The sequence below is a fragment of the Bradyrhizobium sp. JYMT SZCCT0428 genome, assembly GCF_018131075.1.
Taxonomy (GTDB): Bacteria; Pseudomonadota; Alphaproteobacteria; order Rhizobiales; family Xanthobacteraceae; genus Bradyrhizobium.
The window spans coordinates 1-12,630 of sequence record NZ_JAFCLS010000025.1; the positions used below are offsets into that span (position 1 = coordinate 1).

The 12,630-nt window shown below is 55.8% G+C and carries 13 protein-coding genes and 1 pseudogene; 1 reads left to right on the plus strand and 13 read right to left on the minus strand.

All coding sequences use genetic code 11. The features are described from left to right. Positions 1–257 (plus strand): hypothetical protein (locus JQ575_RS24315; RefSeq protein ID WP_212035684.1); only part of this gene is annotated, 257 nt, incomplete at its 5' end. Positions 258–413: 156 nt separating this feature from the next. Here the strand turns inward: JQ575_RS24315 and JQ575_RS24320 are convergent. The 13 genes and pseudogenes from JQ575_RS24320 to JQ575_RS46150 form a co-directional block, all read right to left on the minus strand. Beyond that, positions 414–1,415, minus strand: coding sequence for an ABC transporter substrate-binding protein (locus JQ575_RS24320; RefSeq protein WP_212035685.1), 1,002 nt, complete (start codon positions 1,413–1,415; stop codon positions 414–416). A gap of 177 nt (positions 1,416–1,592) precedes the next feature. Next, positions 1,593–1,978 (minus strand): annotated as a pseudogene (locus JQ575_RS24325) (integration host factor subunit alpha). A 276-nt stretch (positions 1,979–2,254) separates the two neighbouring features. Next, positions 2,255–2,617 (minus strand): hypothetical protein, encoded by a 363-nt coding sequence (locus JQ575_RS24330; protein ID WP_212035686.1) that lies wholly within the window; start codon positions 2,615–2,617, stop codon positions 2,255–2,257. A 146-nt stretch (positions 2,618–2,763) separates the two neighbouring features. Continuing rightward, entirely contained in the window at positions 2,764–3,138 is a 375-nt protein-coding gene (locus JQ575_RS24335) for a hypothetical protein (RefSeq protein ID WP_212035687.1), read from the minus strand. Between the two features lie 332 nt (positions 3,139–3,470). Further along, a complete protein-coding gene (locus JQ575_RS24340; RefSeq protein ID WP_212035688.1) occupies positions 3,471–4,037 on the minus strand; it encodes a hypothetical protein in 567 nt (188 codons plus the stop codon). Positions 4,038–4,057: 20 nt separating this feature from the next. Then, positions 4,058–5,650 carry a hypothetical protein gene (locus JQ575_RS24345; RefSeq protein WP_212035689.1) on the minus strand — a complete coding sequence of 531 codons (1,593 nt, stop codon included), beginning with the start codon at positions 5,648–5,650 and terminating at the stop codon, positions 4,058–4,060. Continuing rightward, positions 5,647–5,943 (minus strand): hypothetical protein, encoded by a 297-nt coding sequence (locus tag JQ575_RS24350; RefSeq protein WP_212035690.1) that lies wholly within the window; start codon positions 5,941–5,943, stop codon positions 5,647–5,649. Before JQ575_RS24350 ends, JQ575_RS24345 begins: the two co-directional genes overlap by 4 nt. Before the next feature lie 383 nt (positions 5,944–6,326). Beyond that, positions 6,327–6,629: a hypothetical protein gene (locus tag JQ575_RS24355; protein ID WP_212035691.1), complete on the minus strand. Its 303-nt coding sequence runs from the start codon at positions 6,627–6,629 to the stop codon at positions 6,327–6,329. Positions 6,630–6,711: 82 nt separating this feature from the next. Beyond that, positions 6,712–7,383: a hypothetical protein gene (locus JQ575_RS24360; RefSeq protein ID WP_212035692.1), complete on the minus strand. Its 672-nt coding sequence runs from the start codon at positions 7,381–7,383 to the stop codon at positions 6,712–6,714. A 93-nt stretch (positions 7,384–7,476) separates the two neighbouring features. Next, positions 7,477–8,184, minus strand: coding sequence for a hypothetical protein (locus tag JQ575_RS24365; RefSeq protein ID WP_212035693.1), 708 nt, complete (start codon positions 8,182–8,184; stop codon positions 7,477–7,479). 348 nt (positions 8,185–8,532) lie between these two features. Continuing rightward, positions 8,533–10,209, minus strand: coding sequence for a primase-helicase family protein (locus tag JQ575_RS24370; protein WP_212035694.1), 1,677 nt, complete (start codon positions 10,207–10,209; stop codon positions 8,533–8,535). Continuing rightward, positions 10,206–10,865, minus strand: coding sequence for a hypothetical protein (locus JQ575_RS24375; protein WP_212035695.1), 660 nt, complete (start codon positions 10,863–10,865; stop codon positions 10,206–10,208). The genes JQ575_RS24370 and JQ575_RS24375 overlap by 4 nt, the downstream gene beginning before the upstream one ends. 415 nt (positions 10,866–11,280) lie before the next feature. Next, the gene (locus tag JQ575_RS46150; RefSeq protein ID WP_212035696.1) at positions 11,281–12,558 is read right to left on the minus strand and encodes a site-specific integrase; all 1,278 of its coding nucleotides are present in this window, start codon (positions 12,556–12,558) and stop codon (positions 11,281–11,283) included. Positions 12,559–12,630 lie beyond the last annotated feature (72 nt).

Sequence of the window (12,630 nt, forward strand, 5' to 3'; positions counted from 1 at the left end):
AGGCGCTCTTCCAGAATGCCGCGTGCTTTCATGAGTGCGTAAGCGCCGACCTTTTGATTACCCATGCGCACTACCTTTCCTGCGCGATGGCGATGCTCGGTGCGGCTGAGACCAGCACTAGCGCCGCCAAAGCCGCAAAGCCGAGTGCCCGACGTGTAATCCTGCGCATGACGATGGTCCTCCCTGATTTCACTAGGCGAAGTAGCGCTTCGGGTTGCCGCTCAGCGAACGACGAACCCAGATTATTAGCTTCTTGAACATTCCATGGCGCTGCGATCCTGAACCAGCGGGGCCAATGTCCGAGTTGGGTCATTCGCGTCGGTTTGGCCGGACCACAGCGACTTCCCATCTAGCCCGGTGAACGGACTCGCAGGATAGGCGGGCCTGTCTCAAAAGTGCGACCGGTTGCTCGTTCACTCAATTACCTTATCAGCACCCACGAGGAGCGCAGGAGGTACGGGAAGTCCCAGCTGCTTGGCTGTCTTGAGGTTGATGGACAACTCGAATTTGGTTACCTGGTAGATCGGGATGTCGCCGGGCTTTGCTCCTCGGAGAATTGCGTCGATGTTATTGGCGACACGCTTATACAATTCGATCAGATCGAAGGAATACGCCATTAAGCCCCCGGCCTCGACGGATTCGGTAAACGGGAAAATCGCCGGAAGAGTCGCGTCGCCGAGCAGCTTAGCGATCAAAGAGCTGTTTTGAAAGACCTGAGGCGACTCGAGGATCATGACCGCATTTGCACCGCCGCGGGAGATGCTCTCCACTGCCGCCCGAATGTCTGCTTCGCTGGTACCAAATTCTAGTAAAGACACAGCGAGAGGGAGGCCTGCCGTTTCGGCCGCTGCGCGGAAAGCGCCTGCGTTCGGCTGATTCCATTGCAATCGAACAGCGAGGCAGCCAAGTTTCGACATCGTCGGAACCATCTCGCGCAATAGTGCGATCCGTTTTCCATAAATGGATGAACCGGCGTCGACGGTCACTCCCGTGAAATTGCCGCCCGGGTGAGCCAGACTTTCGGCGAGCCCTTGCCTAACGGGGTCGCCAGTTATCCCTACGATCGGAATACGCGATGTTAGCTTTTTGAAGATGACTGCGTAAAGGGCAACGACGAAGATGACATCCGGGTTGCTCCGAACGACTTCCGTCGCCAGGGCTTCGGGATCGGACGTGTTCTGCTCTCGGCCGTAACTTTCGACCTTGAGGTTTTGTCCCTCGATCCACCCCAACCGTCGAAGCGCCGCGAATAAGGCTCGTGCAGATTTGCTTTCGCTATGGTCATGCAAGTGCGCGCTTGGCTCTGCTGGGCTGAAGATAGCAAGACGCTTGCTATTGGTGCTCTGCTGTGCCGCCGCAGAGAGCGGCCATGCCACCGCACCACACACGACACTGAGAAAAACCCGCCGCCTCATGGCTGCACCGGCTAAAGATAGATGATCGTCTGACGCAAGTTTAGCACCCCGGAGATGGCCCGGATGCTTAATTAGGCGACCAATGCCCGCTAAGGGTCAGTAGGGAGCATCCAGCGGCAGGCGGCTGAGGTCCGTTAAGGAACCTCAAATTGCCCATGCTCAACGTCCTCTCGGGCGTCAATAGCGGTCATCGGCGGGGCGCGGCCGCAGCAGCGCTGAAGAGCCAAGCTCCGCGATCGTAGTTGCCGTTGTTCGAGACGGTTTGCCGTTAATCTGCTGTTTTAGGATCGCCGAGGGTTTGAATACCACGACCCTGCGGGACGAAATGGTCGCCTCAGTTCCAGTTTTTGGATTGCGGCCGACGCGCTGGTTTTTCTTGCGCACGATGAACGAGCCGAACGACGATAGCTTAACGGTTTCGCGCTTCACCAAAGTATCAGTGATCTCGTTGAGCACCAATTCAACCATGGCCAACACTCGGCTCGCGGAAAGCCCACGGTCTGGTAAACGGCTTCGCAGAGATCGACGCGCGTGACGTTCTTTCCTGTCATGGATCTCACCATATGGTTTCAACCCTTTTATCACGCCCGGCTCGAGGCTCAAATGAGGTGTCGCTACGCCCTGTCCCGCATAGGGGTGTAAACTCGACAAATCCGGGCATTCCCGGGCCTCTAAACACCCCGATGGTAAGCAGTTTTTTGATGCAGGTCCAAGGCCGTCCATGTCCGGGTCGGATCAAAAGCGGTAATCGTCCTTGCGGTGGATGTCTGCGTTGTCCGAGCAAGCGGACATCATTTGCCTCTAACGTCGGATACTGGACAAGATCGATCCGGCCGGGATCAACCTGTTAGTCCGGAAAGAACCCTGTCGGCGCAGCGCTGGCAGATAGGCACACGGCCAAACATGGGATGCGGGCGGGTGGTTACGGCGGGATTGTCGCACTTGGCGAACCATGCACAGACCTCTTTGGTCGCAGGGCGATCAGCAATCCGCTCGGGCACCGGCTTGCCCGACAGGTCCGACCATTCGCCAAGCCACTCCATAACCGACAGCCGGTCGGCGCTGAAGACCGCCACGGACGATGAGAGCCAGTTCGATGCATCGCCGTCGCGGAAGTAGTAGTGGCCTTTGCCACGTGCCAGCTTCTCGGCGATGCCGCGCAACCGCAGTTCGCGGTTCACCTCTGCGACACGATTGGCCATCGTTTCAAACCCCCGCCCTGGGTGCTGCCCGGTTTCCTGCCCGCTCGGTAGAATGTCGTGTGTCTCGACGCTTGCCAACCCATGCGTATGATTACACGGGGGCGTCACCTTGGACAGGCAGACTGGGCTAACGCTTGGGCCGCTTGCTACAGCTTGAGGTCGCGCCCTTTCGGGCAGTAGTTACGCAGGGCGTCCTCGGGGTTGGCCTCTTGGTCACAGATTTTCTGGCACAGGTCGAACAGCTGCGCACGAGCGGGCCCATCATCGCAATTCCATTTCCCAGACCCGTTATCGCGACAGTTTATATCACCCCAATCGTTCGGGTATTTTTTTGGAAGTCTTAGAAAGTCGGGGCCGCCCCGCGCGCCGCTAGGCACGCCGCACCGCGTGAAGATTTTGGGGGCGAGCACTAAGGCGCAGCTGTCGAACACGCGCCCGATCCCATCGCACTCCTCGGGGGTGTAGTCGATGGCCAGAGCTGGCGTGGCGAGCAGTCCCAGGATCAGAAAAGCGTATTTCATCCCACCCTCCTTGGTTTTTGTGAAGCTACGGCTTGGGCCGCTTGCTCAGACTTATTGAGGGCATCGCGCGGGGTCTCGTCGCAGTTTTTGAGCATGTTCTCGACAGAACTGCACATCATAAACTGCCTCGACGGCGAGCCAGCTGCGGCTGGGTGATGAGCAGGCACAGGAAAACGACACCACGCAACATGGCAAAACCTCTCGGGGCGAACTTGAGAGGACGGTGTTGTGGTTACCGAGCGAACTATTGAGCTGCCCCTAACTTTGGAATTCAAAAAGAACGGGCCTCAGTATGCCTGCTCGCTGAGCTTGTTGCATACGTCGCATCCCTGCTATCGGCCTCCCGACTGCAACTTCCTTATCGCCTGGGTAGCATCCAGAATGCGAGGGAACACTGCCCATATTTCTTCGAATGTGAGACGATTGTGAAAATGCGTAAACAAGGGCTCAAGCTTTGTGTGCTTAGCTGCACTGTATAGAAGTACTGTGCCTGCGCGATGATGTTGTGGGATACGGTTGGGCTTGTTGGCAGCCCAACAAGACGCGCGCTGCTTGTACCGCTTGGCTTGATTTTCCTTCAATGTGTCCCCGAGGTGCTTGACCTCAATATGCAAAGCAAACTTGTCCTTGGGATTTCTGAAGAAGATGTTGAATATGTCAGTTTCGCGTCCTCCGACGCACCCTTCGCAGCCGCAACTCACGTGATGATTGTGTCGCCACCAAAACGGAGGATGGTGCCGTTCCCGCTCGATCTGCTCGTGCATTGATTGACAATCTGCGTCCGCCACAAATCGCGTCTTGGCGATAAACCAGGATCGAAATGTAGGATTATGGGCCAGCATCTCGGCGATTGGCTGAGCATGGGCAAATTCTTCACCGGTTGGGATGATATTGATCATTTTTCAACGATCCTTTGCATCTAAATTGTTGATTCATCCGGTGAACCGTTACCGAACTTGCTAACTTGATCGCTTCGCATCTGAAGCTGGTTCAAGAAGAACTGCTTTTCTCGTTCGCGTATCTGTTTCGCTTCAATTAGCCGGAGTTGAAACTTCTCCTTAAGTCGTCGACAGCTCGACGAAAGCGATTCGCGGATCCAATCATTGAAGAGCGCGATTTCAAGCTCTGGCCAAAATCCCAGCGGCAGCTCTTTTGGATTAGAATGAGGACCAGTTTTCGGCACCAAGTTTTTCCCATAGGAGTGGTGGCTGTTCGCAGAAAGAAAGTCCTGCATGACTTTCTCCAGCGTGGAAGCATTGACCGGCCACCAATAAACGGCGAACTCGTGGGATTGATGACCAAGGGTTTCAAGCTGAGGTCCCATGTCTAGACTTCTGCCAAATTCCTCAGACGCGTTGTGCAGCGCCTGCCAGCCCTGCTTGTTGCCTAAGCCGGCAAGAGAATGCCAACCATCATCGAGCCGGACTCCCACAGTGGGCCGGTACGACGACCGCACTAACGGATTGGCCTCTTCGTCGAAAGTGAAACCTGCCATGGGAACAATCGAGTATGGGAACGTAGTTGGACGATCGCGCTTCAAAATCTCCAACTCAACCCACGCACCAGTTTCAAACATAGCTTCGATATCTTGTTTCGATTTGCTCGGACCAATTACCAATCGCAGATCCGAAAAAACATCAACTCGCGCGTTTACCCTATGGAAGTTCTCAAGGGGTTGTTCGGGAAGCGCCCATTGCTCCTCCCTTGTTGGGCTAATCAGCTTAATTACTTCATTTATGGTGCTGTTCACGTCTGCAATCGGCTTCCTAGACACGTATAATGGACCATCGAAACTGTGACGCCTGGATCTAAACAGCGGAATGCGGGGGAGCGGAAATTGTATCCATGCTAGTTCTGCCTCGCCTAGGAGAACACCCGAGGAACCCGCTCCTTCCATCAATAAGCGCATTGCCCCTGCAAAATTGCCACTAACCTCATCATAGGTGCCTCGGACAGTCCCGACTTCTCGGAAAAACGCTTTCAAGTCTTCCGACTTAACCACGCTGTCCGCAACCAGATTGATCCATGATGCCAGTTCAGACGCGAGATCATTCGCAACTGTAGGTTCTTCAATCTGGCAATCCTTAAATGCCGCAAAAAGGACTTCATCGTGCGGCCGCTCCAAAACGTCGGCGAGCGCTTCCAGCAACCAGACATATTTTTGAACCTTCTTTGATACCGCGTCAGAGCCTTGTCGGCGAAGTAGCTCCGCTTTTGCTTGTTCACGGCCCCTATTCTCGTGCTTTAACCTCAGACGCTCCCAATGAGTTAAGTTGCCGCGTCCAGCTGCCTGCAATGCGCGTTTGACGTTCTCAGCGGTCTTTCCAGACTTTGGCAAATCCTCGCGTATTAAGCGGTCGATATATAGCGCAGGGCCAATTGGGTCGTACAAATCACGGAATTTTTTAGCAACTCTAACTGCTGCCACCAATTTGCCCTTCTGCAAAAAGTCGTCGTCAAGGGGCTTGCGAGTTTTCATGTCGATGACCTTGTGTCCTTCGGTATCGCTCATCGGGACTTCCTAACGATATGGCCGCGGTGACCCGAAGGATATCTCCAGCCCAAGCGGCGCCGGGTTTGATGTTTAACCGTGAGAAGGGCGCCGTCTCCCGCCTCGATGATGGTGATGCCCACCAGAGAGCTTTCACCTGCCGTACTCGCGACCATCCGGCTGACGCTGATTTGGCGGCAACCCTTTGCGGCAGGCTTGTCGATATCAGCGAGATGTAAGAGCTGGGCCACTCGACATAGTGGGATGCCTCGCTGCTGGCATCGCTTTCGTGCATGGGCGGTAAAGATGGTCATTTGCACCTCCTCGACTTCTTCGAGAAGGAATGCCTGAGAATATTGGGAACGTTAATCAAAAATAATGGGAAACGAACTTAGAAAAATTGGATTTTCGCCCGCCCGTCGTCGCTCCTAATAGCTTGACCCAACCTTGTAAATCGTTCTCTATTCGTTCACGTTACTGTTATCGTGGGACGAATGATGCCGGACAGCGGGAAGACGGCGTGGTCCGGTGCGATCAGGAGGTGGGGCAGTACATGCTTTAGGAGATAGCGGGGGAAAAGGCGAAATTGTTTCTTGTAAACAATCAGTTAACTACGTCACACAATGGCTACGCACGACTTTATTTTTTCGCAGGGAAATTGAACTTAGATGGCGGCTCAAGTATCTACTTAGTCAGGCTATGCCTGTAGGTCTTCCGTATGGGGGCCGCGCCGAAGGTCGGGTAACACCCGGCCTTTTGTGTTTTTAGGGTGCCTTTTCTGATTGAAGCTTTTTATTCCAAGAATTCCTGCCTTTTCGGCTGGTACTTGGTCCGTAATGAGTCTGCCGGCCTTCGCGATTTGATCGTAAACGTCATAGCCAGCCTCGTAACCTCCCCGCGCTATCGAGTAAATGTAGCTATTGGAGATTTGCATCAACGTGTTTGCTTTGTCTTTTCCTTCGATAGAAAGGAGGGTGTAAGCAAACTGCTCGGTTGTCATTGGTTCGTACTTCGCTGAATTTTTTTCATCGAAGGCAAGTCCGTTGAACCTCAAGTTGACGTAATAACTTTTAACTCGCTGGTTAGTGCCCGGATCGTCCATCTCGAAATAAGTTAAGTCGTCGTCCCTGCATTCGAGCAAGCTTCGCTGATCGCTCTAGGAGAATGTCGAAAGCGCTCCTACACAGGAGCCACTTAGTATCCCCCTCGCGCTTGCCATATCCACGACCGATGTAGCCAGGGCGGTCGATAACGCACGCCGTTCCTGAAACGGGCATATCGGCCAAGAACGTTCTGTAGGACGACCAAAAGCGGTTCAGCTCTTTTTGCTCCAACGTTCCCAGCCACGCAAAATTCTTCTTTTTCGCCCGCATGTCTGTGAAGTGGAGCGGCGCTTTGATTTTCGGCCATTGCTTTTTGAAGTCAAGAATAGCCCGCTTTACCGTCGCTAAATCTTCATCTGAGGATTCCGCCCAGAGCAAACCAGTCGTTTCCGTGCTTAGCTTCCGTTCCGGGCTTGTCAGGATGACGGGGCCGGACTCGTCAATGTAAAGATGAAGTAGCGGGTCTTTCGGTTTTCGTCGGCCATCGGCTTCTCGGTCGTACATGCGCACCTCGATAGTTGGCACTACAGTCATATAAACCAATGCGCCAACCGCTTCTGCAAATAACCTTTCCATTGCCGGGATACCGGATGCTGCAAGACAGCATCTGCAGTCATCAAATACTGTTGCTGACGCGGCGATTATTTTCACGCCACGCCTTTTCTCGGGCACAAGCTGACAGGTACAGACCTGCGCCATGGTAATGAATGCGGTACAGCGAACTTCGCCGCAATCTCAGCCGCCTTACCGTTGCTTGGCCAACTGCGCCTTCAGCGCCATCAGATCGGGCTTCTGTGCCGCCAATTCATTATTGAGCACGTCTGCCAACCATTGCAGTACCCAGCTCAGCACCTTCTGTAATTCGGCATCGCTTAGATCCGGATGTCGCCTGCGCAGTTCCTGCATGCCGTATGCTTGGGCGGCGCCAGAGAAGGTGAGCCGCAGCCCCGAAGGTAGCGGGTTCGCGAAGTATGGTCCTTCTGTCCGATTGATGGCATCAAAGCAGCCAGCGCGGCTCACCCACCATATTGGGGCAAGCTCGGCGATCGAATCTGCGAACTTATCGGTTGCCTGGGTAGTCAGCCCTTGCCCAATTGCTTCACAGAACGCGTGCGCAAAGGTCAAAGCAACGTCGGCGATAACGGTGCCGAGCCGCCGCTCGGCACGATTACCATCAAATCTGCACGCGCCGCCCGTTAAGTCTGGAAAACCATGGTGCTCTTCATAAGTGGCGATGGCGATGGCGGCACATCGAATTGGAAAGTCGCATGTGGTGCTGGTGGGCGCTGCTAGTTGCTGTCCCGCGTTGTTGAATATCCTGCAGACGTAAATAGAGCTGCCGTCGGCGCGCAAAGCTTGATTATAAAATGCGTATCCCACCTCGCGGTCGGTCTCGACGTGCTTGATCAGGAAGTAGTCTAGCTCTGGTTCCGGTCGATAGTGCATCGTCACGATTTCGTTCCTAATAGTTGGCAGTTCTTACCTTCACACCTTGAAAGGCTGCCGAGCGGCAGTCTCACGTGTCTCGCCGTCCCACCATAGTGGTTTCGCCTGAAACCCTGCGGTTGTAGCACTTGTCTCACTAGTCCCGGTTGGGGCGGCAGGCGGCGCGATAATGGCTCGCTCCATCTCCCCTGCCGATTATTTGGTGCAGTTCTCTGGTATTCAAAATCTGCTGGGACAACTGAGACAGCTGAGACAAACCCTTGATATGCGCGCTCATTTGCGTGAACCCCGGGTGGGTCAGACCTGAGACGGCCGGGACAGGGGTATGGCCTAGCCCCCAACGAACGAAAAGCTTCATTGCCGTACTCCTAGCCGTACATCGATCTTCAACTGCCACTCCTCGCCGGTCGGCACGTAGTAACCCCAAGGTCGGCGCCCAGTCGCACCCCCTGGCTTCAATTGCGGCGAACGTGCCTGTTTGTTTGGCCTGATCATCTCGCTTATGCGCTCGTTGAGCACTTCGTCGTACTCTCTGGGCTCTCCAACATCCTCAATTCTCTGCGCCTCGCCGATATCTAGGACCGTACCGTTTAAGGGGAGCCGTCTCCGCGGCCCGAACATTTCCACACACGCCTTGCCAAAACTGACCTCACTTACGGGACGCAGCCCCTGCTGCCTGCAAAAACCGCTGTAGGCGGTGCGCAGGTCTTCGGATGCGATCAGCTTGCTCAAATCGTGCGGGGCTGGCCCATATTGCCCCTGGACCCCAATCACCGCGTCTGCAACCACGCATGCCTGTGCCCACTGAGACACGCTGTCACCGCTCATGCGTTGCTGCTCGGCAGTCTCCGCTGTCTTGATGGTCATGCGAGGGTGCCAACTCCCCAATCGCAAATTCAGCAGCAGCCATAAAAACTCGCTCGTGCCGCCGTCGTCGAGGTCTCGATAAAGCGCGTCAAAATAAAATCCGTCGCCAACGTGTTCATTGCTCACGTCGTAGACGACATAGCGGCGATCCCGAACGCCGGCCGCAACGGCATGATCGTGGTTCGTAGTGGCGATAACTTTCAGGTGGTTTGGAACTTGACGGCAACTGCCAAACTTGCGTTCGATTTGAAGTACGTCGCCAGTGACCATCGACTTCATTTTGTCGGCAGACTTCAAGTCTCCTGCGAACAGGATTTCTTCGGCGAGCACAAAACATGCCGTTTCAAGCCAGTCGGTGAAGCGGCCGAGCAGACGATCCTTGTCGTCGACGAGATAACCATGCTGGTCAAAGACATCGAGCATTACCTTGCCAACCGTGCTCTTGCCGGTGCCTTGTTCGCGGCTTTTCAACACGAGCACGACACCAGCGTGCTTGGCCGGGTTTTGCACGGACCAAGCAAGCAAATGCATCAAGTACCTGAATTTTGGCTTGTCGCGTCTGCAGACTACCCTGTGCAGATGCCGTAAGAACCGGCGCTGCTTTTGCCATCCTTTGCGGGCGCTGACACCGAAGCCGCGCCAGAGATTGAATTCGTGCGGGCCAGCTGTGCCGCCGGGCTTGAAAACGAGTTCCCGCTCGTGCCGCTGCGAACTCTGTTTCCAATATGTCTCCGCCGGCGCCGGCTTTGCGACACCACGCCGGACAAAAATATTCTGAACCTCTAGCTTGAACTGTTCGTTCGGGGTGAACGTCGCCGATCCATCGTCGTTGATGCGAAAGATCGCGGTCTCCTGTTTGCTCTTGCCGATGAAGAAGTGTGCATTTAGCAGCGCGATTGCATTCGCCTCGGAGTAACTGCCGCCTTTTAAAAGTGGGCGGTTAACTGCCGGCGGCGAAGTGGCGTCGAGCGCACTGCTGCTCGTGAGCACAGATGCGAGGTTCTCGAATCCTTCTGCCGGGGCTGAAATCAATTCAGATTTTGCGAAGAGGCCGGCAATCAAACTATCAAAGGGAGCATGTTGCTGTACTTGGTCAGCAAGCAGCGCTGTTCTGGGGGACTTCTGCGCAGCGACGGCTATGGAACGGAAGGGACTGGTCGTCATTGCAGTGTTCCATCGTCGCCGGGAATGCATGCAGGGAGGTCGAAGTCCTTCACCAGTCGATGGTCGGCACCTAGATCGATTCGAATTACGAATCTCCCTCCGGCTGAGGTCGATTTTTCGGGCGAGCTACAAGCAACCTGGCGCAGTTCCTTTGCGGCTTCGATGCGGTGCCGGGGGGAAATCGCCTCGTTGTGCAGGATTTCGCTGAGGACGGACGGCGTATTGGCGAAGTGCCGCTGGGCGGCCTCTCGCGCTGCCTCACCATTGTGAATACGCCGTTCTCGTTCAGCTTTGATCGCATCCAAGAGCGGTGCATTCTTGCTCAGCTGAGACCACCTGTGCTCATCTAAGCCCCAAGTTTCCTTCAGCTCTTGGTCCGACCGCAAACCTTCGATATTGCGTACACAGTCCGTAACAAAGTCGGCATTGATTTCATCCCCGAGGTCGACGTTGTTGCCGAGGATGCGAAGGTGCTCGACCTCACTTGCGCCGGCAGCCTGAACCGTCCCGCGAGCCGCAGAAATAGGGCCGTCGCCAGATGATCCAACGTTGGCGCTGACGGTTAGCCCTTTTGGGTCAGCCCAATCGCCCGTAATATTTTCTCTAGGCGGGCTTTGGTGGACCGATCGCAGACTGGCGGGACCCTGCTTGCTCATGGCGTCCGCCCGGCACTCCCGCATGCCCTCCTCTCCGCCCGATCCGAAGTGGAAAGGATCCGTGGGCCAAGTTTTTCAAGAACCCAGGCATCAAGGTCATCCGGGCAATACAGCGGCACGCGGTTTAGGCGTCGAAAAGGTGGGCCCCCGCCGACACACGCCAGTTTGGCGAGCGTGGCCGGCGCTCGGTCTAAGCCGTAGTTTTCATGCAGATAGGCCGATGCTTGCTTCCGGCGGAGAAATCTCTGAGTGGTCATACGTCACCAAAGTCTGGGAATGCCCGGCGATAGGCGGGCGGTGACGTACGTCGTACTCGGCAATGGTTAGTTAAGGGTTAGAAAGGAACGGTTTGGTAACCATATTGTGAGCGGACGGGCGATTCAGGCGTTGCAGCCGAGTTTACCAATTCGGGAGTTCAAGCGGGACTGGCGCCGCCTACTCCGTAACGAAGTGGGATAATTTCAGCCTTTGTTTTTCCGTTGAGCGCAGAGGCGATGCGAGCTGCAACCCGATCGGCCGCAGCGACCAGTGCTGAGTCAGGCATGTGAGCGTACCGCGCGGTAATTCCCGGAACGGAGTGTCCCAGAAGTCCGGCAATAGTCAGTTCCGAAAAGCCCATCTCTGCCGCGGTGGCCGCAAAGGAATGCCGGAGCACGTGGACAGTGACGCCGGATAGGCCGGCCTTCAAGCAGATGCGCCTCAATATTTTTGGCAGGCCAATCAGATGGCCGTCACCGTGAGAGGCGGGGAAGATCCAAGGACAACCGTCCCGTACGGGCCGTGCCGCTATAAGTTCCAAGGCTTTCTTTCCGATCGGCCGAAGTTGTGCGCCGCTCTTTGTGTCCTCAAAGCGTATGCATCCGGCGCGGCTGTCTACCCATGAGCGGCGAAGCCCTAGGCATTCCATGCGACGCAAACCCGTCAACAAGAGTAAACGAATCGCCGACAGAGCAATTGCGTTCCCACCCCTAGCCTCGGCTTCGCGGATCGTCTGGCCGAGCTTGGCCATTTCCTCGATTGTCAGAAATCGTCGCTGTTTACGATCCGGTGGCTTGATTACGCCGCGCGCGGGATTTTCCTTGATGAGTTTGAGGGACCTTCTGGCGTATTCGAGGATCGTTGCCATCATTCCCAATGTGCGAGCGGCCACACCGGCACCTCCGGTGGCGACACCTCCGCGACCTTCCGTCTTGCGAGGCTTCGCGGTCTTGCCGGCGATGATGTCTGCCTTCATCCGTTCGATATCGGCGGTGGTCAGGCTGCGCACCGTAAACCGACCGATGAGCGGCTTTACATGGGTCTCAATCCTGCTTTGGTCCGCTGCCCAGGTGGATGGTTTGATCCGACCCTTAGACCCGGCCACGTACACGTCGCATAACTCTGAGACCGTCACGGCGCCGCGTACAGCATGACGTTCGGCCGACGGATCGCTGCCCTTGGCCGCCGCCCTAAGGGCGTCGCTGGCGAGAGTGCGTGCCTCGTCAGGCGTTAGCGTGCCGACCTTCCCGATCACGAGGCGGCGCGTTCGCCCCTCCTTGTTGCGATACTGCACCAAATAAGAGGCGGCGCCGCTCGGCTTCATTCGAATGCCAAACCCCTTCAGGGCACCGTCGCCGGCGTCCCAATGGAAAATGTCCTTACCACTCCGATCCGGTCGAAGCGCATCAACGGCACGCCTAGTAATCTTGGGCACCGGGGGCTCCTACGGTTGCTTCCCCAGCGCCGTGAATATTTCGGGGAAGCGAGGGGGAAGCGCGGGGAAGCA

Bases quoted from the DNA above. Each gene is read 5' to 3' on its own strand.
- JQ575_RS24320 (WP_212035685.1), bottom strand. From the start codon at position 1,415: ATGAGGCGGCGGGTTTTTCTCAGTGTCGTGTGTGGTGCGGTGGCATGG.
- JQ575_RS24330 (WP_212035686.1), bottom strand. From the start codon at position 2,617: ATGGCCAATCGTGTCGCAGAGGTGAACCGCGAACTGCGGTTGCGCGGC.
- JQ575_RS24335 (WP_212035687.1), bottom strand. From the start codon at position 3,138: ATGAAATACGCTTTTCTGATCCTGGGACTGCTCGCCACGCCAGCTCTG.
- JQ575_RS24340 (WP_212035688.1), bottom strand. From the start codon at position 4,037: ATGATCAATATCATCCCAACCGGTGAAGAATTTGCCCATGCTCAGCCA.
- JQ575_RS24345 (WP_212035689.1), bottom strand. From the start codon at position 5,650: ATGAGCGATACCGAAGGACACAAGGTCATCGACATGAAAACTCGCAAG.
- JQ575_RS24350 (WP_212035690.1), bottom strand. From the start codon at position 5,943: ATGACCATCTTTACCGCCCATGCACGAAAGCGATGCCAGCAGCGAGGC.
- JQ575_RS24355 (WP_212035691.1), bottom strand. From the start codon at position 6,629: ATGACAACCGAGCAGTTTGCTTACACCCTCCTTTCTATCGAAGGAAAA.
- JQ575_RS24370 (WP_212035694.1), bottom strand. From the start codon at position 10,209: ATGACGACCAGTCCCTTCCGTTCCATAGCCGTCGCTGCGCAGAAGTCC.
- JQ575_RS24375 (WP_212035695.1), bottom strand. From the start codon at position 10,865: ATGAGCAAGCAGGGTCCCGCCAGTCTGCGATCGGTCCACCAAAGCCCG.